The 26,168-nt window shown below is 56.5% G+C and carries 29 protein-coding genes, 1 pseudogene and 1 riboswitch; all 30 genes and pseudogenes read left to right on the top strand.

Annotated elements, in window-relative coordinates:
- Positions 1–60 precede the first annotated feature (60 nt).
- The 30 genes and pseudogenes from C230_RS0115515 (at position 61) to C230_RS0115370 (ending at position 26,166) form a co-directional block, all read left to right on the top strand.
- Positions 61–459, top strand: coding sequence for an ATP synthase subunit I (locus tag C230_RS0115515; RefSeq protein ID WP_018132970.1), 399 nt, complete (start codon positions 61–63; stop codon positions 457–459).
- A complete protein-coding gene (gene atpB, locus C230_RS0115510; RefSeq protein ID WP_018132969.1) occupies positions 460–1,224 on the top strand; it encodes a F0F1 ATP synthase subunit A in 765 nt (254 codons plus the stop codon).
- Positions 1,225–1,272: 48 nt separating this feature from the next.
- Complete coding sequence (atpE, locus tag C230_RS0115505; RefSeq protein ID WP_018132968.1) at positions 1,273–1,494, top strand: F0F1 ATP synthase subunit C; 222 nt, start codon at positions 1,273–1,275, stop codon at positions 1,492–1,494.
- Positions 1,495–1,599: 105 nt separating this feature from the next.
- Positions 1,600–2,088, top strand: coding sequence for a F0F1 ATP synthase subunit B (gene atpF / locus C230_RS0115500; protein ID WP_018132967.1), 489 nt, complete (start codon positions 1,600–1,602; stop codon positions 2,086–2,088).
- Positions 2,082–2,630, top strand: a complete 549-nt coding sequence (locus C230_RS0115495; protein WP_018132966.1) for a F0F1 ATP synthase subunit delta — start codon at positions 2,082–2,084, stop codon at positions 2,628–2,630. Before atpF ends, C230_RS0115495 begins: the two co-directional genes overlap by 7 nt.
- Positions 2,631–2,644: 14 nt before the next feature.
- Entirely contained in the window at positions 2,645–4,153 is a 1,509-nt protein-coding gene (gene atpA / locus C230_RS0115490) for a F0F1 ATP synthase subunit alpha (protein WP_018132965.1), read from the top strand.
- A 138-nt stretch (positions 4,154–4,291) separates the two neighbouring features.
- The gene (atpG, locus tag C230_RS0115485) at positions 4,292–5,149 is read left to right on the top strand and encodes an ATP synthase F1 subunit gamma (RefSeq protein WP_018132964.1); all 858 of its coding nucleotides are present in this window, start codon (positions 4,292–4,294) and stop codon (positions 5,147–5,149) included.
- A gap of 22 nt (positions 5,150–5,171) precedes the next feature.
- A complete protein-coding gene (atpD, locus tag C230_RS0115480) occupies positions 5,172–6,578 on the top strand; it encodes a F0F1 ATP synthase subunit beta (RefSeq protein ID WP_018132963.1) in 1,407 nt (468 codons plus the stop codon).
- Positions 6,579–6,611: 33 nt separating this feature from the next.
- Complete coding sequence (locus tag C230_RS0115475; protein ID WP_018132962.1) at positions 6,612–7,028, top strand: F0F1 ATP synthase subunit epsilon; 417 nt, start codon at positions 6,612–6,614, stop codon at positions 7,026–7,028.
- 134 nt (positions 7,029–7,162) lie between these two features.
- Positions 7,163–7,531, top strand: coding sequence for an NADH-quinone oxidoreductase subunit A (locus C230_RS0115470; protein ID WP_018132961.1), 369 nt, complete (start codon positions 7,163–7,165; stop codon positions 7,529–7,531).
- Positions 7,522–8,070, top strand: coding sequence for a NuoB/complex I 20 kDa subunit family protein (locus C230_RS0115465; protein WP_018132960.1), 549 nt, complete (start codon positions 7,522–7,524; stop codon positions 8,068–8,070). The genes C230_RS0115470 and C230_RS0115465 overlap by 10 nt, the downstream gene beginning before the upstream one ends.
- Positions 8,067–8,801 carry an NADH-quinone oxidoreductase subunit C gene (locus C230_RS20725; RefSeq protein ID WP_018132959.1) on the top strand — a complete coding sequence of 245 codons (735 nt, stop codon included), beginning with the start codon at positions 8,067–8,069 and terminating at the stop codon, positions 8,799–8,801. The genes C230_RS0115465 and C230_RS20725 overlap by 4 nt, the downstream gene beginning before the upstream one ends.
- Before the next feature lie 8 nt (positions 8,802–8,809).
- Positions 8,810–9,913: an NADH-quinone oxidoreductase subunit D gene (locus C230_RS0115455; protein WP_018132958.1), complete on the top strand. Its 1,104-nt coding sequence runs from the start codon at positions 8,810–8,812 to the stop codon at positions 9,911–9,913.
- Entirely contained in the window at positions 9,913–10,908 is a 996-nt protein-coding gene (nuoH, locus tag C230_RS0115450) for an NADH-quinone oxidoreductase subunit NuoH (RefSeq protein ID WP_018132957.1), read from the top strand. The genes C230_RS0115455 and nuoH overlap by 1 nt, the downstream gene beginning before the upstream one ends.
- An 11-nt stretch (positions 10,909–10,919) precedes the next feature.
- Positions 10,920–11,297 (top strand): annotated as a pseudogene (locus C230_RS20720) (NuoI/complex I 23 kDa subunit family protein); the annotation flags it as partial.
- Between the two features lie 173 nt (positions 11,298–11,470).
- Positions 11,471–12,004: an NADH-quinone oxidoreductase subunit J gene (locus C230_RS0115440; protein ID WP_018132955.1), complete on the top strand. Its 534-nt coding sequence runs from the start codon at positions 11,471–11,473 to the stop codon at positions 12,002–12,004.
- Complete coding sequence (gene nuoK, locus C230_RS0115435; RefSeq protein ID WP_018132954.1) at positions 12,004–12,315, top strand: NADH-quinone oxidoreductase subunit NuoK; 312 nt, start codon at positions 12,004–12,006, stop codon at positions 12,313–12,315. The genes C230_RS0115440 and nuoK overlap by 1 nt, the downstream gene beginning before the upstream one ends.
- 93 nt (positions 12,316–12,408) lie before the next feature.
- Positions 12,409–14,319 carry an NADH-quinone oxidoreductase subunit L gene (gene nuoL / locus C230_RS0115430; RefSeq protein WP_018132953.1) on the top strand — a complete coding sequence of 637 codons (1,911 nt, stop codon included), beginning with the start codon at positions 12,409–12,411 and terminating at the stop codon, positions 14,317–14,319.
- Positions 14,316–15,830, top strand: a complete 1,515-nt coding sequence (locus tag C230_RS0115425; protein ID WP_018132952.1) for a complex I subunit 4 family protein — start codon at positions 14,316–14,318, stop codon at positions 15,828–15,830. Before nuoL ends, C230_RS0115425 begins: the two co-directional genes overlap by 4 nt.
- 3 nt (positions 15,831–15,833) lie before the next feature.
- Complete coding sequence (locus tag C230_RS0115420) at positions 15,834–17,357, top strand: NADH-quinone oxidoreductase subunit N (protein ID WP_018132951.1); 1,524 nt, start codon at positions 15,834–15,836, stop codon at positions 17,355–17,357.
- Between the two features lie 81 nt (positions 17,358–17,438).
- Entirely contained in the window at positions 17,439–17,681 is a 243-nt protein-coding gene (locus tag C230_RS0115415; protein WP_018132950.1) for a DUF1146 family protein, read from the top strand.
- A gap of 114 nt (positions 17,682–17,795) precedes the next feature.
- The gene (locus C230_RS21510; protein WP_018132949.1) at positions 17,796–18,551 is read left to right on the top strand and encodes a YwmB family TATA-box binding protein; all 756 of its coding nucleotides are present in this window, start codon (positions 17,796–17,798) and stop codon (positions 18,549–18,551) included.
- A 46-nt stretch (positions 18,552–18,597) separates the two neighbouring features.
- Positions 18,598–19,860, top strand: a complete 1,263-nt coding sequence (gene murA, locus C230_RS0115405; protein ID WP_018132948.1) for a UDP-N-acetylglucosamine 1-carboxyvinyltransferase — start codon at positions 18,598–18,600, stop codon at positions 19,858–19,860.
- A 63-nt stretch (positions 19,861–19,923) separates the two neighbouring features.
- Positions 19,924–20,026, top strand: a riboswitch (glycine riboswitch).
- 208 nt (positions 20,027–20,234) lie between these two features.
- Positions 20,235–20,741, top strand: a complete 507-nt coding sequence (locus C230_RS0115400; RefSeq protein WP_018132947.1) for a serine dehydratase beta chain — start codon at positions 20,235–20,237, stop codon at positions 20,739–20,741.
- Positions 20,742–21,638 (top strand): L-serine ammonia-lyase, iron-sulfur-dependent, subunit alpha, encoded by an 897-nt coding sequence (gene sdaAA, locus C230_RS0115395; protein WP_018132946.1) that lies wholly within the window; start codon positions 20,742–20,744, stop codon positions 21,636–21,638. It abuts the gene before it with no gap.
- A 116-nt stretch (positions 21,639–21,754) separates the two neighbouring features.
- Positions 21,755–22,741, top strand: a complete 987-nt coding sequence (gene spoIID, locus C230_RS0115390) for a stage II sporulation protein D (RefSeq protein ID WP_018132945.1) — start codon at positions 21,755–21,757, stop codon at positions 22,739–22,741.
- Between the two features lie 86 nt (positions 22,742–22,827).
- Positions 22,828–23,526 carry a M23 family metallopeptidase gene (locus C230_RS0115385; RefSeq protein WP_040393792.1) on the top strand — a complete coding sequence of 233 codons (699 nt, stop codon included), beginning with the start codon at positions 22,828–22,830 and terminating at the stop codon, positions 23,524–23,526.
- A 305-nt stretch (positions 23,527–23,831) separates the two neighbouring features.
- On the top strand, positions 23,832–24,140 hold the full coding sequence (spoIIID, locus tag C230_RS0115380) for a sporulation transcriptional regulator SpoIIID (RefSeq protein WP_018132943.1): 309 nt from the start codon (positions 23,832–23,834) through the stop codon (positions 24,138–24,140).
- A gap of 156 nt (positions 24,141–24,296) precedes the next feature.
- Positions 24,297–25,313: a rod shape-determining protein gene (gene mreB, locus C230_RS0115375; RefSeq protein WP_018132942.1), complete on the top strand. Its 1,017-nt coding sequence runs from the start codon at positions 24,297–24,299 to the stop codon at positions 25,311–25,313.
- Positions 25,314–25,323: 10 nt separating this feature from the next.
- Positions 25,324–26,166 (top strand): flagellar hook-basal body protein, encoded by an 843-nt coding sequence (locus C230_RS0115370; RefSeq protein WP_018132941.1) that lies wholly within the window; start codon positions 25,324–25,326, stop codon positions 26,164–26,166.
- The last annotated feature ends 2 nt before the right edge of the window (positions 26,167–26,168 follow it).

Here is a 26,168-nt window from a genome sequence, read left to right as displayed (position 1 = left end):
TCGATTTCACAGCGAGGTACACCCGTATTACATAGTGAAACACCAGGAGCCGTTGCGTGTATGGAAGAAGCGAGACAATTGGTTCGGCGGACGGTTACATGGACCCTTTTGATCACCGTGGTGTGGATCGTGCTATGGGTGGTTGCGCCTGCATGGAAATCGATTTTTTCGGGTCTGGCAATCGGAGCGGCCGTAAGCGTTTACTTTGCCGTCAGCGTGGCAAGGCAAGCGGAGATGGCGATGGCGGTCGCGATGCGGGGTGGCCGGAAGAAACCGGTGATGCCTTTCATCGCCCGGATCGCTGTGGTGGCTTTCGCCGTGATGGTTGCGCACAAGCTCGCCTATCCGAACGTCTACGCGATGATCGCTGCGCTGTTTACCCATCAGATCGTCATCTTCGTGGACATGTTCGCGCATAGGAAGAAAGATCAGCATTCCAAACCGGAAGGGGTGAAATAAATGGGAGAGCACTTGTTTCCTGAAATCAATCTCTTTGGGATCCCGGGGCTTCGATTGAACCTGACGGTGGCTTTGATGTCGATCGTGGCTTCGGTGATCGTCGCGCTGATTGCCTTGGCGGCTGTGCGACGCCTCGATATGCGCCGTCCGAGCGGGATGCAGAATTTCTTCGAAATGATTGTCGACTTCATTCGCGGGCTGGCTGCCGACACGGTCGGGCCGAAACATGCGGAGACTTGGCTGCCGCTTGGCGCGACGCTGTTTGTTTGGTTGTTTGTATCCAATCAGATGGGGTTGATCACCAATATCACAGCTCATCTGCAGCATGGTTTTGGCATTGAGAAAGAGGGTCACTACTCGTTCTGGATGTCTCCGACGGCCGACTTTACCGTCGCGATGACGATGGGGGTAACGATGGTGCTGCTCAGCCATCTGGTGGGTCTGACCCGGCCCGGCGAATACTTCAAGCACTGGGTGTCCCCGAATGTGTTCATGTTGCCCCTTCATCTGGTGGAAGAGCTTCCGAAGTTCCTGACGCTCGGTTTGCGTCTCTTCGGGAACATTTTTGCGGGCGAAGTGCTGTTGGGGATCCTGGTGGGCATGCCGCTGCAAATGGGCTGGGTGCCTGGGGTTGCCGCCGGCAGCATCCCGATGTTCATCTGGTTGGCTTACTCACTGTTTGTCGGTACGGTGCAGGCATTCGTCTTTACAGTTCTGACGCTTGTGTATATCGGTCAGAAGATTCCGCATGGCGAGCATCATTAACTAAAGTGAATTTCGATCACGCAGAGAAAACAAGGAGGTTATTTACAGATGAATTTGACAGTTCTCGCGGTAGGTATCATCATGGGGCTGGCTGCAGTCGGCGCAGGTATCGGTAACGGTTTGGTGTTGAGCCGCTATATCGAAGGGATCGCACGGCAGCCGGAAGCTCGCGGTCTGCTGTTCACGCAAGCGCTGATCGGCCTCGGTCTGGTCGAAGCGCTCCCGGTTATCGCGCTGGCGATCGGTTTGATTCTGTTCGGTCGAATCTAATCAGGGGCGGGCTCTTGCTGGCTCGTTGGGCGGGACAAGACAGGCTTGTTCTCGCCTTAATTATGTCCATTGTCGTTTGTCCTTGATGGAAAGGAGTGAACCTAGGTGTCACCGTTTTTGGGTACAGCTTTGTTTCAACTGATCGTATTTGCGATTTTGTTCCTCTTTTTGAAGAAGGTCGCATTTGGCCCGCTCTTGAAAATGATGAACGAGCGCCAACGCTACATTGAAAATCAGATTGCGACAGCCGAACAAAACCGCCAGGAAGCGGAAAGGCTGGCCAAAGAGCAGCAGGCGGCGATTGAGGCTGCCAAGCGGGAAGCGGCCGATCTGATTGAGAACGCCCGCCGCACCGGCGAGAAGCAGGCGGCTGAGATCATCGCTGCTGCCGAAGCGGAAGCGAAGCGGATCAAGGAAGAGGCGGTTGCCGACATCAACCGCGAGAAAGAGCTGGCGATCGCGGAACTGCGCCAGCAGGTTGGCGAATTGGCGGTGCTTTTGGCCGGCAAGATCATCAGCAAGGAAGTCGATTCGGCAAAGCACAAGGCGTTGTTTGACGAAGCGGTGAAAGAGATGGGGGAACGGGTATGCTAGGCGGGGCCGTTGCAAAGCGGTATGCGGATGCACTGTTCTCCATCGCCAGGGAGCAGAACAACATCGATGGCGTAGAAGCCGATTTGGCCACGATCCTCGCTGCTTTGAACGAACATCCGGAACTGAAGCGGATCCTGCAGCATCCGGCCATCTCCCCGGATGTGAAAAAACAGCAGGTGGCGGAGTTGTTCGGGGAAGTCGTCTCCAACACGGTGATGAATCTGTTCCGGCTGCTGCTGGACCGTCGCCGCGAAGACCAGCTGGCGAATATCTATGAGCAATACACGCGTCTGGCAGACGAGCACAGAGGCCGGGTGAAGGCCCATATCGAGACGGCAGTCGCGCTGTCTGCCGATGATCTGAAGCAGCTTGCGGAAAAGCTTGGGGCTGCTTGCGGCAAACAACTGGACCTCACCGCGTCCGTCAAGCCGGAATTGATTGCGGGTGCCCGGCTGAAAGTGGGCGACCGGGTGATCGACGCGACCGTGCAGGGTCAGTTGGAACGGTTTGGCCAGTCTCTCAAGCGGAACCAAGTACGGTAGATAGGGGTGAAAAAATGAGCATTCGTCCTGAAGAAATCAGTGCGTTAATCAAACAGCAAATCGAGAATTACAAAGCTGATATCCAAGTATATGACGTGGGCACCGTCATCCAGGTCGGGGACGGGATCGCCCGCATTCACGGACTGGAAAAAGTGATGGCCGGCGAGCTGCTCGAATTCCCGAACGGCGAAATCGGGATGGCGTTGAACCTGGAGGAAGACAACGTCGGTTGCGTGATTCTTGGCAGCGTTTCCGGTATCAAGGAAGGTGACACAGTAAAGCGGACCGGCAATATCGCGCAGGTTCCGGTTGGCGAAGCGTTGATCGGCCGCGTTGTGAACCCACTCGGGCAACCGGTTGACGGACGCGGTCCGATCGAGACGAAAGAGTTCCGGCCGATCGAATCCCCGGCTCCCGGCGTGATCGACCGGAAATCGGTGCACGAACCGCTGCAAACCGGGATCAAGGCGATCGACTCGATGATTCCGATCGGCCGCGGCCAGCGGGAATTGATCATCGGCGACCGGCAGACCGGTAAAACGGCGGTTGCGATCGATACGATCATCAACCAGAAAGGACAAGGCGTGATCTGTATCTATGTGGCGATCGGGCAGAAGCAGTCGACCGTCGCGCAAGTGGTGGAAACGCTGCGCAAGCACGGCGCGATGGAATACACGATCGTCGTGACCGCGTCCGCATCGGAACCGGCTCCGCTCCTGTTCCTGGCTCCCTATGCCGGTTGCGCGATGGGTGAGTATTTCATGTACAAGGGCGGACATGTGCTCTGCATCTATGACGACCTGTCCAAACAAGCGGCTGCATACCGCGAACTGTCGCTGTTGCTGCGTCGTCCTCCCGGCCGGGAAGCATTCCCTGGCGACGTGTTCTATTTGCACTCCCGTTTGTTGGAACGTGCCGCAAAACTGTCCGATAAACTGGGTGGCGGCTCGCTGACCGCGCTGCCGTTTATCGAAACTCAGGCGGGGGACGTATCCGCTTATATTCCGACCAACGTGATCTCGATTACGGACGGTCAGATTTTCCTTGAATCGGATCTGTTCTACTCTGGGATCCGTCCGGCTGTCAACGTCGGTCTGTCCGTTTCCCGGGTAGGGGGTGCGGCGCAAATCAAAGCGATGAAGAAGGTTGCCGGCACTCTCCGCCTGGAGTTGGCGCAATACCGCGAACTGCAGGCGTTTGCCCAATTCGGATCCGATCTGGACAAAGCGACGCAAGCTCGTCTGAACCGCGGCGCTCGCCTGGTGGAACTGCTGAAGCAACCGCAGTATCAGCCGGTGCCGGTTGAAAAACAGGTGATTTCGATCTGGGCAGGTACCAACGGCGCGTTGGACGATATTCCGGTCGAAAGCGTGCAGCGCTTTGAACGGGAGTTTCTGGCATTCGTGGATACCCATTATCCGCAAATTCCGAAGGCGATTGCCGAGACGAAAGATCTGTCAGACGAAACGGTCAACCAGCTGAAGGAAGCGGTGCAAAAATTCAAGGCCACGTTTGCCGGATAAAAGAATGAGGCGCGACTTGGCATTTGGAATGCGCTAGGGGTTGGGAGCCGTTTTGCGGCTGTCAATTGCATGCGGCGGAGAGACCAAGTTGCGCGATATGCCCTTGGGACAGACCCGTGGACAAGGTGGTGAAACGAGATGGCGAGTGCTCGCGAAATACGGCGGCGTATTCGAAGCATTAAAAATACACAGCAAATCACGAAAGCGATGAAAATGGTAGCGGCTGCACGGCTCCGCCGCGCCCAGGAGCGCGTGGGGCTGGCCCGGCCGTATGCGGCGAAACTGGAGGAAGTGATCGGCAGCATCGCGCGGGCGGGAGGTGCCCGCCACCCGATGCTGGTCAAGCGTCCCGTCAAGAAAGTCGGGTATGTGGTATTTTCCGCGGACCGCGGACTGGCTGGTTCGTTCAACGCGCAGGTGATCCGCCATGCGCTGAACGAATTCAAAGGCAAGTCGCGCGACGAATATGTCATTTTTGCGATCGGGCGCAAGAGCCGTGACTTCTTCCGCAAGCGCGGGTATCCGGTTGTCGGCGAGATCACCGGGTTGCCGGATTTTCCCGCATTTTCCGATATCAAACGGATCGCCGAATCGATCGTCAAGCTGTATGAGGACGGAACGTATGACGAGGTTCATTTGATTTACAACAAATTCAATTCGCCGATCTCGCAGGTTCCGGTGACCAAGCAGATCCTGCCCCTGCAGGATGTCGGCGGGGAAACGGCCGATCAACCGAAAGCGAACTATCTGTACGAACCTTCCGAGGAAGAGGTGCTCGACGCGCTTCTCCCGAAATATGCGGAAACGCTGATTTACTCCGCGTTGCTTGAATCGAAAGCTTCCGAATTCGGCGCCCGCATGACGGCGATGGGCAACGCAACCGATAACGCGGCCGAGATGATTTCGACCCTGACGTTGTCCCTCAACCGGGCGCGTCAAGCGGCGATTACCACACAGATTACGGAAATTGTCGGCGGCGCGGAAGCACTGAAGTAATCGGATGACAGGAGGGACAAGGATGAACACTGGACGTATCGTTCAGGTCATGGGTCCGGTCGTGGACGTGCGGTTTCCGGAAGGAAAACTGCCTGCCCTGAACAACGCATTGACCATTACTCATAAAGCTCAAAACAAAGGCGAACGCGATATCAATCTGACGGTCGAAGTGGCCGTTCACCTGGGAGACAACGTGGTGCGGACGGTTGCGATGGGCTCCACGGACGGCCTTGTTCGCGGCATGGAAGTTGTCGATACCGGGGCTCCGATTTCGGTTCCGGTCGGACATGCGACGCTTGGACGGATTTTTAATGTGCTCGGGGAACCGATCGATGAAGCGGGACCGGTAGAGGCGGAAGAACGCCATGCGATTCACCGTCCGGCGCCCGAATATACGCAGCTTTCGACAAAAGTGGAAATCCTCGAGACCGGGATCAAGGTCATCGACTTGCTGGCCCCCTACATCAAGGGCGGCAAGATCGGTCTTTTCGGGGGCGCCGGTGTTGGGAAGACCGTTACAATGCAGGAACTGATTCACAACATCGCCAAGCAGCACGGCGGTTACTCGGTGTTTGCCGGGGTCGGCGAGCGCACGCGCGAAGGGAACGACCTGTATCATGAAATGAAAGATTCCGGCGTGATCGAGAAGACGGCGATGGTGTTTGGTCAGATGAATGAACCGCCGGGGGCGCGCCTGCGGGTGGCGCTGACCGGGTTGACGATGGCCGAATACTTCCGTGACCGGGAAGGCAGGGACATCCTGCTGTTTATCGACAACATTTTCCGTTTCACGCAAGCGGGTTCCGAGGTATCGGCGCTGCTCGGGCGGATGCCGTCCGCGGTGGGTTACCAGCCGACGCTGGCAACCGAGATGGGTCAGCTGCAGGAACGGATCACCTCGACCAAACACGGGTCGATCACATCCATCCAGGCGATTTACGTGCCGGCCGACGACTACACCGACCCGGCTCCGGCAACGGCGTTCGCACACTTGGATGCGACCACGGTGCTTGAACGTAAAATTGCGGAGCTTGGAATTTTCCCGGCGGTTGACCCGCTGGCGTCGACTTCCCGTGCGCTGTCTCCGGATATCGTCGGCGAAGAGCATTACCACGTGGCGCGCGGCGTTCAGGCTGTGCTGCAGCGGTATCGCGAACTGCAGGACATCATCGCCATCCTGGGGATGGACGAACTGTCTGACGAAGACAAACTGACCGTCGCACGTGCTCGCAAGATTCAAAACTTCCTGTCGCAGCCGTTCCACGTGGCTGAACAGTTCACCGGTACGCCAGGTGTGTTCGTGCCGGTTAAGGAAACGGTTCGCAGCTTCAAAGAGATTCTGGAAGGAAAGCACGACGACATCCCGGAAGTTGCATTCCGTTATGCAGGCACCATCGACGAAGTGGTGGAAAAAGCCAAGAATATGTAATCCAAGGTCGATACGGCCGAGGAGGGAAACGATGTGAAAACCGTTCCGGTAGAAATCGTAACGCCTGAACGCAAAGTGTTCAGCGGCGACGCGCAAATGGTAATCGCTCGCGGCGGTGCCGGGGACCTGGGGGTACTTCCGGGCCACACGCCGCTGGCGACGACGCTCAAGATTTCGGCTGTCCGGATCAAGCTGCCGGACGGCAGCGAACAATTGATTGCCGTGTCGGGCGGTTTTATGGAGGTCAAACCCGACAAGGTGACGATTCTCGCAGAAGCTGCCGAGCTGCCGGAAGATATCGACGTCGACCGGGCGGAACGCGCGCGCCAGCGTGCGGAACAACGCCTGGCCGCCTCCGGCGCCGAAAACTTTGAGTATCGTCGCGCGGAGCTGGCTCTGCAGCGGGCGGTCAACCGCTTGCAAGTGGCGAAAACGAGAGACCGCAAGTAAATAGAAGGAAAGCCCACCTGTAATTGGCAAGGTGGGCTTTTTCCGCTGATTTTTTGTTCGTTTCGAAATACAGTCATAATATGGTATAATACTATCGTTCTGTGAAAACTTTCTCAATATTGGAGGAGCGCCTCATGTTTGAGTACTGGAACAGTTATCTGTTTGTAGCATTGTTCCTGCTGCTGGGCATTGTACTTCCCGTCGGCTCGCTGATGGTGCTCGGACCTCTTTTGCGTCCGAACAAACCGACCGCCGAGAAGCTGACGACTTATGAAAGCGGTATTGAGCCGTTCGGAGAAGCGCAAGTGCGCTACAACATCCGCTATTATCTGTTCGCTTTGATGTTTGTCGTGTTTGATGTGGAAATCCTGTTCCTGTATCCGTGGGCCGTTTCCTTCTCAGAACTGGGGATGTACGGCTTTGTCGAAGTGCTGATTTTCGTCGGGCTGCTGCTGGTGGGATTGGCATACGCTTGGAAGAAGAAGGTGTTGGAATGGACGTGATCAAGGGGTACAGCCAACAACCGCGCGTTGAATTCGAGGGGTTCACGCCGGAAGAGTCGATGCAACTGCAGCAAGCGGGCGTGTTTGTCGGGGCGCTGGAGCAGATCAAGGCGTGGGCGCGCAGCAATTCGCTGTGGCCGCTGACGTTTGGTTTGGCATGCTGCGCGATCGAGATGATGGGGACGGGCGCTTCCCACTATGACCTCGACCGGTTCGGGATCATCTTCCGGGCTTCTCCGCGGCAAGCGGACTGCATCATTGTCTCCGGTACGGTGACGAAGAAAATGGCACCGCTCATCAAGCGGCTGTATGATCAAATGCCCGATCCGAAATGGGTCGTGGCGATGGGGTCGTGCGCGACTGCGGGCGGGCCTTATGTGCGCTCCTATTCGGTGGTTAAAGGGGTGGACCAGTACATTCCGGTCGACGTGTACATCCCGGGATGTCCGCCGTCGCCGCCGGCACTGATCTACGGACTGAACAAGCTGCAGGAAAAAATCCGGCTGGAGGCCAAAGGAAAGAGGGTGCCTCGGACGTGACGGAAGAGAAAAAAGTAAGCGGGGAAGCGGAACAACCGACGCCGGCGGAGGCGAATCCGAAAAAGCAGGAATCGCCGAAGCCGGAGGAGCAAATCGCGGAGAAACTGCCGCCGGAGCAGGCGGTGGAGAAAGCGGAGGCGCAGCAGAAGCCGGCTGAGCCGGGCAAGCAGGTAACACCGGCGCCGGCAGCGGGAGCGGCGAAGCCTGCGGCGGAGGCGGCAAAACCGGCAGCGGCAGAGGAGAAGCCAGATCCGAAGAAGGAAGCGGCGCAAAAGCTGCTGGACAAATTCCGCGCGCGGATCGTCGGCAAGTTCGGCGACGATGTGCTGGAAGACGCGTATCTCGCCAAATATCAGCCGACCTATGTGATCAAACGGGAACGCTGGCGGGATGTGGTGGAATTTTTCCGGTATGATGAGGAATTGTTGTTCGATTATCCGGAAGTGATGGCGGGCACCGATTATCCCGCCAAAGGGTACATCGAAGTCGTGCTGTATCTGTATTCGATGAAACACGGCTATTTCGTCACGTTCAAGACGAGGACGCCGCGGGAAAATGCGGAAGTGCCTTCCCTGACCCCGATTTACAACGGCGTCAACTGGGAAGAGCGCGAGATTTACGACCTGCTGGGCGTCAACTTCACCGGCCATCCGGACCTGCGGCGGATCATGATGCCGGAAGACTACGAAGGCTACCCGTTGCGGAAAGATTTCAGTCCGTGGAAGGAGTAGAGGGGAACATGGCAGAAATTCGCACGGAAGAAATGCTATTGAACGTCGGTCCCCAACATCCCAGTACGCACGGAGTGTTCCGCGTTGTGGTGAAAATCGACGGCGAGATCATCACCGATGCGACACCGGTGATCGGCTATTTGCACCGGGGTACCGAAAAATTGGCGGAAGATCTGCAGTATACGCAGATTATCCCGTATTTTGACCGGCTCGATTACCTGGCGGCGATGCTGAACAACCATGCGATCGTGCATGCGGTCGAACAGGCGATGGATATCCAGGTTCCCGAGCGGGCGGAATACCTGCGGGTAATCGTCTGCGAACTGAACCGGATCGCATCCCACCTGCTGTTCCTGGGAGCTTATCTGCTCGATTTGGGTGCGATGAGTCCATTCCTGTACGCGTTCCAGGAACGGGAACAAATCTGCGAGTTTTTCAACAAAATTTGCGGTGCACGGCTTACGTACAACTACATGCGGGTGGGCGGCGTCAAATATGATGCGCCGGAAGGCTGGCTTGACGAGATTCGGGATTATATCCCGCATTTCCGCGAAAAATTGAAAATGTATCATGACCTGGTGACGGGGAACGAAATTTTTCTCAGTCGGGTGAAAGGCATCGGCGCATTTGACGCGGAGACGGCGATCAATCACGGATTGTCCGGCATTAACCTGCGCAGCACCGGGTTCAAATGGGACCTTCGCAAGAACAAGCCGTATTCGATCTACGACCGGTTCGATTTTGAAATTCCGGTCGGTCAAAATGGAGACTGCTTCGACCGTTACATGTGCCACATGCTCGAGATGGAAGAGTCGCTGAAAATCGTGGAACAGGCGCTCGAGCAGATTCCGGACGGCCCGGTGATGGGGAAAGTGCCGAAGATCATCCGCGTGCCGGCCGGCGAGTACTATTCGGCGGTGGAAGCGGCGAAGGGCGAACTCGGCGTGTACATCGTATCGGAGGGCAAGGACAAACCGTACCGGCTGAAAATCCGCCGCCCGTCGTTTAACAACCTGCAGATTCTGCCCAGTCTCCTGAAGGGCCAGAACATGGCCAACTTCATTGCGATACTGGGCGCGGTCGACATCGTGCTCGGGGAGGTGGATGCATAATGTTCGACTGGCTCCATCAACCTTTTACTCCGGCTGTCGCATTGGGAATGGTGATCGGCGCGGTTGTGGTGCTGGCGGTCGTGCTCGGTGTGGTCACGTACGCGATCTACTTTGAACGGAAAATCATCGGCTGGATGCAAGGGCGCATCGGGCCGAACCGGGTCGGGCCGTTCGGGCTGTACCAATCGTTCGCCGATATTCTGAAATTGTTGATCAAGGAAGACATCGTGCCGGCAAAAGCGGACCGCCTGATGTTTCTGGTGGCGCCGATGATTACATATGTGCCGGCGTTCATGGTGCTGGCGGTGATTCCCTATTCGGCCACTCATCTGTTCACGGCCGAGTTAAACGTCGGGATTCTTTACTACATTGCGTTGTCCGCGATTTCGATCATCGGCATCGTCATCGGCGGCTGGGCGTCCAACAACAAATACTCGATCATCGGCGGTCTGCGCTCGGCGGCGCAGATGATCTCCTATGAGATTCCGCTTGCGCTGTCGATGCTCGGCGTGATTTTGATGGCCGGCTCGTTGAACATCGTCGAGATCGTCAAGGCGCAGGAGAAGTTTCCGTACGTGTGGTTTGTGGTGCCGCAGATTCTCGGATTTGTCGTGTTCATCATTGCGGCCACAGCCGAGCTGAACCGGACCCCGTTCGACCTACCGGAAGCGGAGTCGGAACTGGTTTCCGGATATTTCACCGAGTATTCCGGTTTCCGCTTCGCGTTCTACATGCTGGCCGAGTATGTGTATATCGTGGCGATGGCCGGACTGGCGGCCGCCCTCTTTTTCGGCGGCTGGTCGGGGCCGCTCCTGCCCGGCTGGCTGTGGTATGCGATCAAGGCGGGCGCGTTTATTTTCCTGATGTTCTGGTTGCGGGCGACGTTCCCGCGCGTGCGCAACGACCAGTTGATGAGTTTCAGCTGGAAAGTGCTGATCCCGCTGGCGCTGCTTAACATTCTGCTGACCGCAGGCATCAAGCTGGCGGTGCAGTAAGGGGTGAGACAATGTTTGGATTACTCAAAGGTCTGAGCGTGACGATCAGCCAGCTGCCGAAGAAAAAATACACCCTGCTGTATCCGGAAGTGAAACCGCAATGGCCGGACCGGTTCCGCGGCGTGCACAAGTTCTATCCGGAGCTGTGCATCGTCTGCAACCAATGCGCCCGCATCTGTCCGACCAGCTGCATTTCGCTGTCCGGCAGCCGCGGGGAAGACCGGAAACTGCACATCGAGACGTATGATATCAATTTTGAGATCTGCATTTTGTGCGACCTGTGCACCGAAGTTTGTCCGACGGAAGCGATTCAGATGACCGACACGTTCGAGCTGGCCGAGTACAGCCGGGACGCGCTGTACAAGAACATCGAATGGCTGGCGGAAAACGGCCGCCAGCATGATGCCCGCAAGGGCCTGAAGACCGGCGAGACGGACAAGACGACGACCGAGCATGCGGAAGTCAAGGCGGCCGGTAAAGGCGCGGCGGTGGAAAAGGGCGGTTCAGGCAGCGCGGAAAAGGCTGTGCAGGGCAGCGGAGCGGAAAAGGCGGGTGGCGAGTAATGGCGTTGCCAGTTCTCACAGGTAAGATGATCGCTTTTATCCTGATCAGCCTGGTCGTCATCGGATCAGCGGTGGCGATGCTGTTCGCCCGCAAAGTGATCCACATGGCGCTCCTGATCGGCGGCGTGTTCATCGGTGTGGCGGGTGTGTACATCCTGCTCGACGCTGATTTTGTCGGGTTTGCGCAAGTCTTGATCTACGCCGGCGCGATCACGATCTTGATGATCTTTGCGATCATGTTGACCAACCACGGTTCGCAGGAACAAACGCCGCTCGACACACATACCGTGCTGTCGGTGGTGGCGGCCGGCGGATTGCTCGGGCTGCTGTACTGGGGATTCAATTCGGTCGACTGGATGAAATGGCAGCAGCTGTCGCCGCAGGATCCGGCTCCCGCCTGGGGCAGCAACTCGGTGAAAGCGGTCGGACACGCGGTGTATACGTCGTATGCGATTCCGTTTGAACTGGTGTCTGTCGTATTGATCGTAGCCCTGGTGGGCGCGGCCATTCTGGCGCGGAAAGGGGAAGAGTGATGGAACCGACGATCGTCCGATACCTGCTGCTGGCGGCGGTGCTGTTCTGTCTCGGATTGTTCGGAGTGCTTTGGAAGCGAAACATCATCATCGTTTTGGTGTCGATCGAACTGATGCTGAACGCGGCCAACATCAACCTGGTGGCGTTCTCTCGGCTGGGGCTGTCGCCGAATGTCAACGGCCAGGTGTTTGCCCTGTTCGCGATGGTGATCGCGGCGTGCGAAGTGGCTGTCGGGCTGGCCGTGCTGATCGCCCTCTACCGAAACCGCAACACGAGCGACGTAAAAGAGATGAACCTGAACAAATGGTAAGGCGCAAGAATCAGGGACGGGTGAGCGCGAAGGGCAGCTTGCAACCGGTTGGCGGCCCGTTCGTCACTTGTTGACAAAAAGGATGGTGATTGTATGGTAGTGAATGCCTGGCTGATCCCCTTTTTCCCGCTTGTGGCCTACCTGATCCTGCTGGTTCTCGGGCGACGGGCGCAGGAGGGGATCGTGACAGCGGTCGGGGTCGCCGGATCGGTAGCCGCATTTATCGTCTCGCTGCTGGTGTTCGCGGACGTTGCGGCACACGGCTACACTGGTGCTTACAGGTTCGATTGGCTGACGATCGGCGACGTCAAGCTGACCGTCGGTTTTGAAGTGACGCAGCTGAATGCGATGATGCTTGTAGTGGTCAGTTTTGTCAGCACGCTGGTGCTGCTCTTTTCAAGGGGGTACATGCACGGGGACGAGCGGTTCTCCGTGTTCTATCAATACTTGAGTTTGTTCGTGTTCTCCATGCTGGGACTGGTCATCTCGCCCAACCTGCTGCAGTTGTATGTGTTCTGGGAACTGGTCGGGCTTTGTTCGTACCTGCTGGTCGGGTTCTGGTACTTTAAACCGGAAGCGGCGGCTGCTGCCAAAAAATCGTTCGTCGTTACCAGAATTGGCGACGTCGGGCTGTTTATCGGCATTATTTTGCTGTTTCTGGCAGCGGGCAGCTTCGATTACCAGGCGATTTTCCAGTTTGCCGCTGCGGCGGTCCATTCCGCGAATCCGGTTGGAAACGGACTGTTCGGGATCGACGCCAAGACGATCATCACATTGTCTGCGATCTTGATTTTTATCGGAGCGGTCGGAAAATCGGCCCAGTTCCCGCTGCATGTCTGGTTGCCTGACGCGATGGAAGGCCCGACGCCAGTGTCCGCCTTGATCCACGCGGCAACGATGGTGGCTGCCGGAGTCTACCTGGTGGCTCGTACATTCCCGCTGTTTGAAGCGTCTCCGACCGCTTTGACAGTGGTTGCAGTAATCGGCGGGTTTACGGCGATATTCGCTGCGGCGATCGGTTTGACGCAAAACGATATCAAGCGGGTGATCGCTTACTCGACCGTATCCCAGCTCGGTTACATGATGCTGGCGTTGGGAGTCAGCGCCTATGTTGCGTCTGCGTTCCACCTGATGACACATGCGTTTTTTAAAGCGTTGCTGTTCCTGGCGGCTGGTTCTGTGATCCATGCGGTACATACACAGGACATTCGGGAGATGGGCGGCCTTTGGCGAAAGATGCCGGTCACCACATGGACCTTCCTGTTCGGTGCGCTGGCCCTCTCGGGGATTCCGCCGTTTGCTGGCTTCTGGTCGAAAGATGAGATTCTGACGGCCGCTTTTGCAAGCGGACACACCGTGCTGGCCGTGTTGGCAACGGTTGCGGCGTTTTTCACCGCGTTCTATATCTTCCGCGTATTTTTCCTGACCTTCACGGGGGAATATCGCGGGGACGCATCGATCGAGCCACACGAAAGCGGGCCGGTGATGACGATTCCGCTGGTGCTGCTGGCGATCCTGTCGTTGGTGATCGGGTTTGTGAACGCGCCGTTTTTCGGCCATGCGTTTGCCCATTTCCTGCTCTCCGGCGGGGAGCTTGGCGTGCACGAAGCGTTCTCGTGGACGACTGCAGTCGCTTCCACAGCGGTGGGAGCGGCGGGGATCCTGCTGGCTTATTTGATGTACGGAAAACGAACCGTCGATGCGGACAAAGTGGCTGCTGCCAGCGGTCCGCTGTATACGCTGTCGTATCGCAAGTTCTTTATCGATGAGATTTACCATGCGGTGATTGTCATCCCGCTGATCTGGATCGGAAAAATCCTGAACTTTATCGACCGGTGGATTGTCGACGGGATCGTGTCCTTGGTGGGCCATACCACCTTCGCATCGTCGCTCGGGTTGAAGTATGGGCAAAACGGCCAGATCCAAACGTACGGGCTGCTGACATCGCTCGGCGTGGCCGCTTTGGTGGCCATCAGTCTGTATCTGGGAGGGGTGATCGGATGAACAACCTGCTGCTTGCGATACCACTCCTGCCGCTCTTGGGAGCGCTCTTGGTCCTGTTCGTTCCGGGCAGTGCAAAATCGCAGATCAAATCGATTGCGTTGTTCGCCACCCTGCTTTCGTTTGTCGGCGCCCTGCTGCTGCTGTCCGGTTTTGATAGAGCTGCGGCCGGCATACAATATTCGGTTGCGCGTGATTGGATCCACGTTCCGTTTGCGTTTGCCACCGGCTCTGCTCGGATCGGGCTCGATATGGGAGTCGACGGGTTGTCGCTGCCGTTCGTGCTGTTGACCGCCCTGGTCAGCGTGCTGGCGGTACTGGCGTCCTGGCGTGTGACCTACCGGACAAAGGAATATTTCGTCTGGTTCTTGCTGCTGGTCACCGGGCTGTACGGAGTATTCGTCTCGCTTGACCTGTTCCTGTTCTTCCTGTTCCTGGAGCTGACCCTGATCCCGATGTATTTCCTGATCGGGATCTGGGGCGGGGACCACAAGCGGAAGATCGCCACCAAGTTTCTGATTTACCGGGGATTCGCTTCGGTCGGCATCCTGGTTTCGTTCCTTGGCATGGCGTACGCTGCCGGTTACAGCAGCGGCAGCATGAGTTTTAATGTTTTGCAAATCGCCGATGTGTTCAAGCAGGTCGGGGACGCGATTCCGGGCGACTACCGGCAATGGGTTTTCCTCGCCTTGTTCTTTGCGGTATTGATTGAAGAAGCGTTCTTCCCGTTCCACACCTGGCTGCCGGACAGCCATGAACAGGCGTCGCCCGCCGTCTCGATGATTCTCGGCGGCGTCCTGATGAAGGTCGGCGCCTATGTGCTGTTCCGCATGGGGGTCGGCGTCCTGCCGGATATGATCGCTCGTTTCAGTACGATGATCGCGGTGTTCGGCGCGATCAACATCGTCTACGGCGGTTTGCTGGCGATGGCGCAAAAAGACTGGCGACGGCTGCTCGCGTTCTCCAGCATTTCGCACATGGGGATCGTGCTGCTGGGGGTCTCGTCCCTCACGAACGCTGGCCTGCAGGGGGGCGTTTTGATGACGATCTCCTCTGGGCTGCTGTCCGCACTGTTGTTCTTCATCGTCGGCGCGATTCAGGAACGAACCGGCACCTTCCAGATCGACGCGATGGGGGGGCTCTCTAGGCATCTCCCGATTTTGTCGGGCTTCCTGCTGGCGGGGGCGCTCGGTTCGCTCGGTTTGCCGGGGATGAGCGGATTTGTCTCGGAAATCGTCTCGTTCATGGGGGCTTTCCAGAAGCATCCGGTTCTGTCGGCGATCGGGACGACCGGCATCATTTTGGCGGCGGTGTATCTGCTGTGGGCGATGCAGCGGACCACCTTCGGTCCTGCCGGCCAGCTTTCGGAAGGCGTACGGGATGCGACTGCGCTCGAATATGTACCGATGATACTGCTCCTGGCGATTGTCATATGGATCGGTGTCTATCCGGCAGTGTTAGGCGACCTGATCAATCCGACCTTGTCGCAGCTTGTCGCCAGGATAGGGGGATAGACGATGCCGCAAACGGTGCAACAACTCGATTTTCTGTCTGTCTGGAATACCATGGGACCGGAAGTGGTGCTGGTTGGTGCGGGATTTTTGCTGCTGGTGCTCGACCTGTTGTTCAAAGGTGAACAAAAACGGCTGCTGCCCTGGCTGGGGATGCTGTCGCTTCTAGTTGCCGGCGGCATGGTCGTCCGCAACATGCTGAAGTTGCAAACGGCAACGGAACTGCAACAAATATCAGGCTATCTGTACATCGTGGACGACTATGGAAACATTTTCAAGCTGGTGTTTCTGGTTGGATCCCTGCTGACACTGCTGATGTCGGTCGATTATCTGCGGAACGTTCCGCTTCCGCGCGGAGAATACACCTATCTTTTGCTGTTTGGCACGGTCGGGGCGATGGTGATGGCTTCGTCGCTCGACCTGATCACCCTGTTTGTGGGGCTTGAGCTGTTGTCGATCGCTTCCTATGTCATGGCCGGAATGCGCCGCCATTATGCAAAATCGGCGGAAGGCGCGATGAAATACTTGGTGATCGGGGCGGTCGGGACGGCACTCACGCTGTACGGGATGTCGTTCGTGTACGGCTTGACAGGCACCACCAACCTGGCGATGGCGATGCAGTCTGTCGGGCCCCTGTGGGACGAATTCGGATTTTTACTGCTGCTGTCATTCGTGATGATGATCGCGGGATTCGGCATTAAAATCTCGATGGTGCCGTTCCACATGTGGACGCCTGACACGTACGAAGGGGCCCCGACGCCGATTACCGCGTTTCTTTCGGCGATTTCCAAGGCAGCCGGTTTTGCGATGCTGTTCCGGGTGTTTTTGTTCCTGTACTTCTCGATGATGCCGAAAGACTATATGGCGAAAGTGTACACCGTGTTTGCCGGACTGGCGATTTTGACGATGGTCATCGGGAACGTTGCCGCCATCACGCAAAAGAACATCAAACGTCTGATGGCGTACTCGAGCATCGCCCAGGCGGGCTACCTGCTGGTACCGGTCGCCGTATTGGGCAGGGCGCAGAGCCAGGTGAATCTGCTGCAGTCGATGACGGAACTGGTTTTCTACCTGGCGGTCTATGTGCTGATGACGATGGGGGCGTTTGCGATTATCGTCCTCGTGACGCGCGAAGCCGGTTCGGAAAGCGTCGAATCGTTCCGCGGATTGTACCGGCGGTCCCCGTTTTTGGCGGTTGCGATGTCCCTGTTTTTGCTGTCGATGGCGGGGCTGCCGGTCACAGCCGGCTTTTTCGGGAAGTTTATGATCGTCCTCGGGGCGGTGCACAGCCAGTCGTTCTGGCTGGCGGGCATCATGTTTGCCGCATCCGTCGTTTCGTTCTACTATTACTTTGGCGTGATTCGCCTGATGTTCACAAAAGAGACGGATGGCATCGAACCGCGTTTGCAGACGTCGGCCGGCCTGTCGATGGTGATCGGGGTCGCACTGGTGGCGACCGTTGGACTCGGCGTTGTGCCGGGCGTATTTCTGCGCGTTCTGGAAAACTTGAAATGGTTTGGTCCGGTGTAAAAAGAGCATCGGCCGCGACAAGACCAACGAGAGGGGCGAAGGCCTGCTCCGTTGGTCTTTTTCGGCAGGGAGGTGTTTCGGATGATGTCGCTGCCGTTTTCGACAGGTGTCTACGGACTGATGCAGCTGATTGTGTATTTGATCGCGATTGCGGTCGCCTGGTACGCGTCAGGCAGCATTAAGTGGGATTTATTTTTGCGTGACCACCGGGGAGGGCCCGCGGTGGTGCTTCGGCTGATAGTGGCCATTGTGCTCGGGTTTCAGCTAGGCCAATTTTTTCTGCAGTATCTAAGTGCATCGCTGCTGTTGAAGTATCTGCGTTAGAGGCCCCGGCCACCTCACCCGCTTTTTCTGCTTCTTCGCGTATACCGCCTCCCGGATTGGTCAAACATGGTTGATAGGGTGCTAGATTTGACCATGCGGGAGGATGTATTGATTATGAAAAAAGCGGTCTTGTTCGTCTCGATCATTTGCTTCCTCATCGGAGCGGCTTACGCATACCCAGCCCGCTCGACAACGGCCAGCCAGATGCACATCGGCGAACTGCTGACCCGCGTATTTGCAGCGAGCGGCGGGCAGGTGGAGGGCTATTTTGTGCATAACTGGTCGATCGTCAACCATACGTATATGCCGTTGGACGAACTGGCAAAAATCGGCCAAAATCTCAACGCGTCCCTGGGCATTCCCGATGCGCGCGAATACAAAAACAGCGACGGCCAGCAACACGTCTACCAATTGCACGGACAGTGGGATACGAGTACGGCCGTGTCGCTCATTCTCACTTCCATGAACCTGCAACAGCAGCCGCAAACCGTGCTCGTCATCAAAATCGAGCGGGAGGCAAGCGATTTGCGGGGTATTACCGATTCGATCGAAAAAGTAAAAAATACGGCCGCCCAAGCCGGCGTCACCCCACAAATTAGCGCTTGTATCAAAGGTTTTCGCAATGATAAAATTGATGTTATGGAACGAAACTCGCTCATTCAACGGATGTTTGCGTCCGTCGATGCGCGCGAAGTGGAAGCATTTCGTTCCGACTGGCTGGCAAGCGTATCAGGGTACTCTCCATTGGCCAAAGAGTACATATCCACCAACGGGAAGCGGATGAATCTGCAGGTGGCGGTTCATCACGACGCCTATCAAAAAAAGACCCGCATCCTCGTTGGTTCGCCGATTGTGACGATTGAGTATTAACAGCTAAGTCCGGGACAACAGCCCACCCTGAGCGGAGGTACCAACATTGTCAAAGTTTTTGATTCGTGGCGGAAACCGCCTGTCTGGCAGCGTAAAAGTGGACGGTGCAAAAAATGCGGTGTTGCCGATTCTGGCGGCATCGATTCTTGCATCGGAAGGAACCAGTGTGATCGAGGACGTTCCATGGTTGACGGATGTTGAAACCATCAGTGAAGTCATCATCGCTTTAGGGGCAGAAGTTCGTCGGGAAAGCGAAACGGTCTTGCATGTCGACTCGCGCAACGTGAAGGAATGGATCGCCAAAGAATCGCTGGTTCGCAGAATGCGGGCTTCTTTTCTTGTGATGGGACCTTTGTTAGCCCGCATGGGCCGTGCCCGTGTCGCGTTGCCGGGCGGTTGTGCGATCGGAGCAAGACCGGTTGACCAACATATCAAAGGATTTCAGGCGCTCGGTGCGGAAGTCGAAGTCGGCCGCGGCCACGTGGAAGCTCGCGTGAAAGGGAATCGGTTAAAAGGAACCCGAATTTATCTGGATATCCAAAGCGTCGGTGCCACGCAGAACATCATGATGGCAGCCGCTCTGGCGGAAGGCAGGACGATTATCGAAAACGCGGCGAAGGAACCGGAGATCGTCGATCTGGCGAACTATTTGAACGCGATGGGCGCCAGTGTGCGCGGGGCGGGTACGGATGTGATCCGCATCGATGGCGTCGAATCGCTGCGGGGCGCGAATCACACCGTGATCCCCGACCGGATTCAGGCGGGCACGTTCCTGATCGCGTCGGCGATGACCGGCGGCGACGTGTATGTGGAAGGAGCGATTTCCAACCATTTGAAGCCGGTGATCGCCAAACTGAAAGAAGCGGGCATCCAGATCGAGGAAGATGTGAACGGGATACGGGCGATCGGCGGTCCCGGCAACCGTCCGTTGGATGTCAAGACGCTGCCGTATCCCGGATTCCCGACTGACATGCAGGCGCAGATGATGGCGCTGCTGACCGTTTTGCCCGGCAACAGCCTGGTGACGGAAAGCGTATTTGAAAATCGGTTCATGCATGTGGCGGAACTGCAGCGAATGGGAGCCGACATCAAGATTGAGGGACGCACCGCGCTGATCACCGGGGTCCCCTACCTGACCGGAGCGAGCGTTACGGCAAGCGACCTGCGGGCGGGGGCCGCGCTTGTGATCGCCGGACTGGGAGCGCAGGGGGAAACGGAAGTCAACGGACTCCACCACATAGACCGCGGTTACTTGAAACTGGAAGACAAGCTCCGTACGATCGGAGCGGACATTGTGCGCGTCGAGTAATGGCTTTTTTTCACCGGTTGCTATATAATAGAAGTAACACGTTACGAAACTGCATAGCGGCGGATGACGATTGCGGGAGAGACCGAACCGGCCGTTCGGCACCGAAGGGGCAAGTCCCAAAAATCCTTGGGACCAATCTCTCAGGTAAAAGGACTGCAATCGGACGCACTCTGGAGAGAGCATCAGCCACCAAAGGGGAAAACTCCCGCGAACGGGAGTTAAACTTTCCGGTAAAAGGACAGAGCGAGGGTAGACAGTCTGCCCTTGCTTTGTCCTTTTTTGATCGAACGGAAGGACGGAGAAGGGGAAAGCGGTCTACCCCTCTCTGTCCTTCCTTTCTTTTTAAAAATCATGTCGTTCCGGAGGAGAGAGCGATGGAGTACAACAGCTGTTTTGACATTATCGGGCCGGTCATGGTCGGTCCGTCCAGTTCGCACACGGCCGGCGTGGTGACGATCGGGAATTTTGTGCACCAGCTCCTGCACGGGATCCCGGAGCGGGCGGAAATCACATTTTATGGCTCTTTTTCTCAAACATACAGGGGACATGGCACGGATAAAGCAATCGTCGGCGGACTGTTGGGAATGGGCACGGATGATCTGCGAATCAAACACGCGCTCAAACTTGCCTCTGAATGCGGGATGGCGACCGTTTTCAAGCTGGAGGAGGAGTGCCCCTATTATGACCATCCGAATACGCTGCTCATCCATGCGGAAAAGAATGGTGACGCCGTGATGGTCGGCGGCGTTTCGTTGGGCGGCGGATTATCAAAAATTTTCTTGATCGATCAGTTTCAGGTTGATATTCCATTGAATACCGCGTGTTCCATGGTGCTGCACAAGGAAAATCGGACCCGTGTCATCAATTTTCAGGTGAGGTAGATGAAAATGCCGATCGATTTCCAATCGATGCAGGAACTGCTGCTTCACTGCGAACGGGAAAACAAGAGCATCGCAGAAGTCATGCTCGATGTTGAAATCAGCAAGTCGGGCCGCACCCGGGATACGATCATCAGCATGATGAAGGAACGTCTGCTCAAGATGAAACAGGCGATTGAAACAGGCGTGTCCGACCGGTCCTCCTCGCCAAGCGGCATTTCCGGCGGGGACGCGTATCGGATGGGCGTTTACAAGGAAAAAGGGGATTTTCTCTCCGGCAACATCATCGTCGATGCGATGCGGTTCTCGTTTGCCACATCGGAGACGAACGCCCGGATGGGAGTGATCGTGGCGACTCCGACGGCGGGCGCCGCCGGAGTTTTGCCCGGCTGCCTGTTTTCACTGCAAGAGAATTGCGGGCTCTCGTACGACCAGTTGGTGATGGGATTGTTCACCGCAAGCGCTCTCGGTTATGTGATCGCCAACCGCGCTTTTATTTCAGGAGCGGCCGGCGGCTGTCAAGCGGAAGTGGGGTCGGCCACCGCGATGGCGGCCGGTGCCATTGTGGAATTGAAGGGCGGAACGCCCGAGCAGGCGGTCAATGCAACAGCCATCGCGCTGAAATCCCTGTTGGGTCTTGTCTGCGATCCGGTGGCAGGTTTGGTGGAGGTGCCGTGCATCAAACGGAATGTGATCGGCACGGCGATCGCCTTCGCGGCGGCCGACATGGCGCTGGCCGGTGTGGAAAGCCGGATTCCCTGCGATGAGGTGATCGCCGCCATGTACGAAATCGGCAAGCGAATGCCGGTTTCGCTGCGGGAAACCGCTCTCGGTGGGCTGGCCATGACCCCGACGGGACAGGCGATGAAAAAGCGGATTTTTGATTCTCCCAGCGAATAAAGCAAAGAATACCCCACTGTCGCAACCGGCGGCGAAGCAAGTCTATCATGCAAGGGGCATACGGGTACAAGTTGCACATATACATTTGATAGACTTTGCTCAGGGGGGAATGGCTGTTGAATCAAACAACTGCCGCAAACAAACCGGTCGTCATCATGCTCGCCGCAACGCTCGCACTCATGCTGGCAATTCCGGCAGGATTGGTCAGCATGTTGCCGAAAAGGGAACAGCCCGCTCCCCATCTGGCAGTTGCCACCGATGACATGAAGATCAAAGTGCTCCTGAAGGAAAAAAACCAGGTTGTCGAGATGCCGCTCGAGGAATATGTGAAAGGCGTGGTGGCCGCCGAGATGCCGGCCGATTTTCCGCTGGAGGCGCTGAAAGCGCAGGCGATCGCCGCCCGCACGAATGCAATCCGCCGCATTCAGAAAAATTCGCTGATCGAAGGAGCCCATGTGACCGACGATTACCGGGATACGCAGGCCTACAGCAGCGACGAGAAGCTGAAGCAGCAGTGGGGCATCATGGAGTACCAGTTGAAGATGAACAAAATCGTGCAGGCGGTCAACGAGACGAAAGGGCAGATTGTGACCTATAACGGGGTGCCGATCGACGCGATGTTTTTTTCCGCATCGAACGGAAAGACGGAGGATTCGCAGGATTATTTTGGCCGGGCCTTGCCGTACCTGCGATCGGTCGATTGCCCGTGGGACGCGCAGTCGAAACATGCGACGCGTACCAAAACAATGCCGCTGCAGGAATTTCACCGGTTGCTGGGCATCAACGCGGTCGTCACTGCCGCCAACCAGGGACAGATGCTGCAAGTAGTGGAGACTTCAGCGAGTCACCGGGTGAAAAAAATCCGGGTCGCCGGCAAAGTGATGAGCGGCCCTGACTTCCGGCAGGCGCTGGGGCTGCCCTCGACCGATTTTTCCTGGAAAATCGAAGGCGATGCGATCACGTTCACGACCCACGGCAACGGCCACGGAGTCGGCATGAGCCAGTACGGCGCCGAAGGGATGGCGAAGCAGGGCAAAACGGCATCCGAAATTTTGGCGTATTTCTATCAGGGTACAACGATTGCCTCCTACAAGAAACCGTAGGTTATCGATAAAAAATTTCCATCCCATGAGTATTCCCTGTATAAGCTTTCTCATTCATGGCGAGAATGGGGAATGAGGTGATGGAAATGAATCAGGAAAACAAGCAAACGCAAAACATGGCTCCCAGGAGTCAGAAAAAGCCGGGATTTTGGAGGACTTTGTTTGCCAAACGGTGGACCTTCCCGGCGATCTATCTTGGCGCAGCGGCCCTTATCATCGGATTGGTAGTAGCGCAGGTCAAGGACGTGAAACTGAAGGACGCACAGCCTGCGCCAAACAATACGGGGAGCGCAGTGACTGACCCCGGCAAGCTTCCGGACAGCGCACCCGCCACTGCCGGTCAAAAACTGATCTGGCCGGTCAGCGCGGACGATACGGAAGCGAAAGTGACGATGGCGTTCTACGATCCGAGCAAGGACGAGAAAACGCAAGCCGCTTCCATTTTGAAGTATGACAACAACTTCTACACACAAAACGGGGTGGTGATCGGTCGCAAGGACGACAAGCCGTTTACCGTCGTTGCGGCAGCGTCCGGTACCGTCACCCGGGTAGAAGCGGATCCGCTGATGGGCCAAGTCGTCGAAATCAAGCATGACAACGGGTATGTCACATACTACGCGTCGCTTGACAAAGTGGAAGTCAAGGAAGGCGACAAAGTGAACCAAGGCCAGCCGATCGCCAAGTCGGGCAACAACAAACTGGAAGCTGACCAGAAGAACCACCTGCACTTTGAAGTGAAGAAAGACGGCAAGAACGTCAACCCGGAAACCGAAATCCAGCATTAAGCAGCAAACACATTGCGAAATCCCCGTCCGCTCAGGGCGGGGATAAAATTTTGCCCAACAAAGTGAAGCAAAGCTTCGCAGTATACACCGAGTACTTTGTTGGGGACTGGACTGTGCGTTTTCGACTAAATATTCAGAATTTTTATGGCGTTTGGGGATGTGCGCGAGTTTGTCAAGTTGAGAATGGACGAGAAAAAACCGGGAAAACGCACCTGATGGCTTGTCATAGCGCGTAATTAGGCATATGTGGTACACACCCTCATATAATGTATCAGACATTCGAAGTATTGGGGGAGGCGAAAGGAGTGCACGATTACATCAAAGAGCGCACCCTGAAGATTGGCGAGTATATCGTCGAAACAAAAAATACGGTTCGAACGATCGCCAGGGAATTTGGTGTCTCCAAAAGCACGGTGCATAAAGATCTGACCGAACGTCTGCCTGATATCAACCCCGAGCTGGCCAACCGTGTGAAAGAGATCCTCGAGTATCACAAATCGATCCGGCATCTGCGGGGCGGCGAAGCGACCAAGAAAAAATACCGGAAAGATGAATCGAAACGGAAAATGTCAAAAAATGTAGGATCTGAAAGAGGAGTTTCCTCGCCGCTGTAGAATAATGTAGATGGCGGTTTTTCGAAAATTTGTGACACAAAACGTGGGGCGACAGGGATGCACCATATCGCGGGGGAATCGATCATACTTCCCTATCGGCCGCATACATTGTTGCTAAGAGATTGTGACAAGGCGTGAAGGAGGACTCTTTCGCACATGTTCAGCAAAGATATTGGTGTAGACCTGGGAACGGCCAACGTTTTGGTCCATTTGAGAGGAAAGGGGATCGTCCTCAACGAACCGTCGGTTGTGGCAATCGAGAGTCAAACGAAACGGGTTGTGGCAGTCGGTGAAGAGGCCCGCCAGATGCTGGGGCGCACACCGGGCAACATTGTGGCGATCCGTCCTCTGCGCGAAGGTGTGATTGCGGATTTTGACCTCACCGAGATGATGCTTCGCCACTTTATCAGCAAGACGGTTGGCAAAGGACCGTTTGTTCGCCCGCGGATCGTGATCTGTGTGCCGACCGGCATCACGCCGGTGGAGCAGAAAGCGGTGCGGGAAGCGGCCGAGCGTTCGGGTGCGAAAGACGTGTTTATTATAGAGGAGCCTCGTGCGGCAGCGATCGGCGCCGGGTTGGACATTTTTCAGCCAAGCGGCTCGATGGTGGTCGATATCGGCGGAGGTACGACGGATATAGCCGTTCTTTCGCTCGGCGACGTCGTGACCGCCTCTTCTATTCGTGTAGCGGGGGACAAGTTGGATGAGGCGATCATCCGGTTTGTCAAGAAACAGTACAATCTGCTGATTGGCGAACGGACGGCGGAACAAGTCAAGCTGCAGATCGGTTCAGTCTATCCGGGTGCTCGCAACGAGACGATGGATGTGCGCGGCCGCGATATGGTGACCGGCCTCCCCAAAACGATCGAGGTCACCTCGGAAGAAGTGCGGATCGCGCTGGCAGAACCTGTTTCCCAACTGATGGCGGCGGTCAAGGGAGTATTGGAGAACACGCCGCCCGAACTGGCGGCTGACATCTATATGAAAGGCGTCGTGCTGACCGGGGGTGGGGCCTTGCTGTTCGGACTGGACAAGCTGATGATGGACGAACTGCAGGTTCCGGTGCATGTCGCGGAAGATCCGATGAGCTGCGTCGCGCGTGGCACCGGCAGGGTATTGGAAAATCTGGAGAAAGTCATTCGGCCGCCGGCAAAAAGAAAGCGGCATTGGTAGGTGAAAGAGCGTGATTCGAGGATTGTATACGGCAGCCTCCGGCATGGTGGCCGGGGAACGCCGGCAGGACGTGCTCGCCAACAATCTGGCGAACGTCAATACGGCGGGATACAAAAAAGATGACAGCATCATGCGGTCATTCCCGGAAATGTTGCTGTATTCGATGAATGATCATACGGGGAGCGGTCCGCAGGCCATTTCGCCGGCCTCGCCAAGCGTCGGGACGGTGGGTACGGGTGCGTTCCTGGAAGAGGTTCTCCCCCGTTTTACACAGGGCGTGCTAAAATCGACCACCAACAAGTACGGATATGCGATCATCGATGCGGACCGTCCTGCCGGCGGGAATGCGACCGATTCGCGCCGCAAGACGTTTTTTCCGCTGGCTGATGCGGCGGGGAACCGGTTCGTTTCGCGCGACGGAGATTTTCGCCCGGACGCGCGAGGGTTCCTTGTAAATGCGGCGGGGCTTTTCGTGCAGGCGGTCGACGCGAACGGTCTGCCGGCGGAAAATTCGCGTGTTCAAGTCAACGGGGCGGGGAACCTGGTGGCCGGTCGCGTCGACGGAAATGGGCAGTTTACGGCAGATCCGACGTTGCGATTTGATGCGATCGACATTCTCGATCCGGATAAACTGCAGGCTGCGGGGAATAACGGATTTCGCTATGACCCGGCCAATGCGGCGGCAAAAACGGGTGAGGTACGGCAGGGATTTGTGGAACGTTCGAACGTCGATTTGGCGGAGACGATGACCGACATGATCGCCGTCATGCGCAACTACGAAGCGAACCAAAGAGTGATTCGAACCCTCGACAGCACTCTCGACAAAGCTGTCAACGTGCTGGGCCGATTGTAGGA

This window comes from Effusibacillus pohliae DSM 22757, from assembly GCF_000376225.1.
Taxonomy (GTDB): Bacteria; Bacillota; Bacilli; order Tumebacillales; family Effusibacillaceae; genus Effusibacillus; species Effusibacillus pohliae.
This window is presented reverse-complemented; position numbering and strand designations above follow the sequence as displayed.

Excerpts from the sequence above, each read along its gene's own strand:
- C230_RS0115515 (WP_018132970.1), top strand. The coding sequence starts at position 61 with ATGGAAGAAGCGAGACAATTGGTTCGGCGGACGGTTACATGGACCCTT.
- atpB (WP_018132969.1), top strand. The coding sequence starts at position 460 with ATGGGAGAGCACTTGTTTCCTGAAATCAATCTCTTTGGGATCCCGGGG.
- atpE (WP_018132968.1), top strand. The coding sequence starts at position 1,273 with ATGAATTTGACAGTTCTCGCGGTAGGTATCATCATGGGGCTGGCTGCA.
- C230_RS0115495 (WP_018132966.1), top strand. The coding sequence starts at position 2,082 with ATGCTAGGCGGGGCCGTTGCAAAGCGGTATGCGGATGCACTGTTCTCC.
- atpA (WP_018132965.1), top strand. The coding sequence starts at position 2,645 with ATGAGCATTCGTCCTGAAGAAATCAGTGCGTTAATCAAACAGCAAATC.
- atpG (WP_018132964.1), top strand. The coding sequence starts at position 4,292 with ATGGCGAGTGCTCGCGAAATACGGCGGCGTATTCGAAGCATTAAAAAT.
- atpD (WP_018132963.1), top strand. The coding sequence starts at position 5,172 with ATGAACACTGGACGTATCGTTCAGGTCATGGGTCCGGTCGTGGACGTG.
- C230_RS0115470 (WP_018132961.1), top strand. The coding sequence starts at position 7,163 with ATGTTTGAGTACTGGAACAGTTATCTGTTTGTAGCATTGTTCCTGCTG.
- C230_RS0115465 (WP_018132960.1), top strand. The coding sequence starts at position 7,522 with ATGGACGTGATCAAGGGGTACAGCCAACAACCGCGCGTTGAATTCGAG.
- C230_RS0115455 (WP_018132958.1), top strand. The coding sequence starts at position 8,810 with ATGGCAGAAATTCGCACGGAAGAAATGCTATTGAACGTCGGTCCCCAA.
- nuoH (WP_018132957.1), top strand. The coding sequence starts at position 9,913 with ATGTTCGACTGGCTCCATCAACCTTTTACTCCGGCTGTCGCATTGGGA.
- C230_RS0115440 (WP_018132955.1), top strand. The coding sequence starts at position 11,471 with ATGGCGTTGCCAGTTCTCACAGGTAAGATGATCGCTTTTATCCTGATC.
- nuoK (WP_018132954.1), top strand. The coding sequence starts at position 12,004 with ATGGAACCGACGATCGTCCGATACCTGCTGCTGGCGGCGGTGCTGTTC.
- nuoL (WP_018132953.1), top strand. The coding sequence starts at position 12,409 with ATGGTAGTGAATGCCTGGCTGATCCCCTTTTTCCCGCTTGTGGCCTAC.
- C230_RS0115425 (WP_018132952.1), top strand. The coding sequence starts at position 14,316 with ATGAACAACCTGCTGCTTGCGATACCACTCCTGCCGCTCTTGGGAGCG.
- C230_RS0115420 (WP_018132951.1), top strand. The coding sequence starts at position 15,834 with ATGCCGCAAACGGTGCAACAACTCGATTTTCTGTCTGTCTGGAATACC.
- C230_RS0115415 (WP_018132950.1), top strand. The coding sequence starts at position 17,439 with ATGATGTCGCTGCCGTTTTCGACAGGTGTCTACGGACTGATGCAGCTG.
- C230_RS21510 (WP_018132949.1), top strand. The coding sequence starts at position 17,796 with ATGAAAAAAGCGGTCTTGTTCGTCTCGATCATTTGCTTCCTCATCGGA.
- C230_RS0115400 (WP_018132947.1), top strand. The coding sequence starts at position 20,235 with ATGGAGTACAACAGCTGTTTTGACATTATCGGGCCGGTCATGGTCGGT.
- sdaAA (WP_018132946.1), top strand. The coding sequence starts at position 20,742 with ATGAAAATGCCGATCGATTTCCAATCGATGCAGGAACTGCTGCTTCAC.
- C230_RS0115385 (WP_040393792.1), top strand. The coding sequence starts at position 22,828 with ATGAATCAGGAAAACAAGCAAACGCAAAACATGGCTCCCAGGAGTCAG.
- mreB (WP_018132942.1), top strand. The coding sequence starts at position 24,297 with ATGTTCAGCAAAGATATTGGTGTAGACCTGGGAACGGCCAACGTTTTG.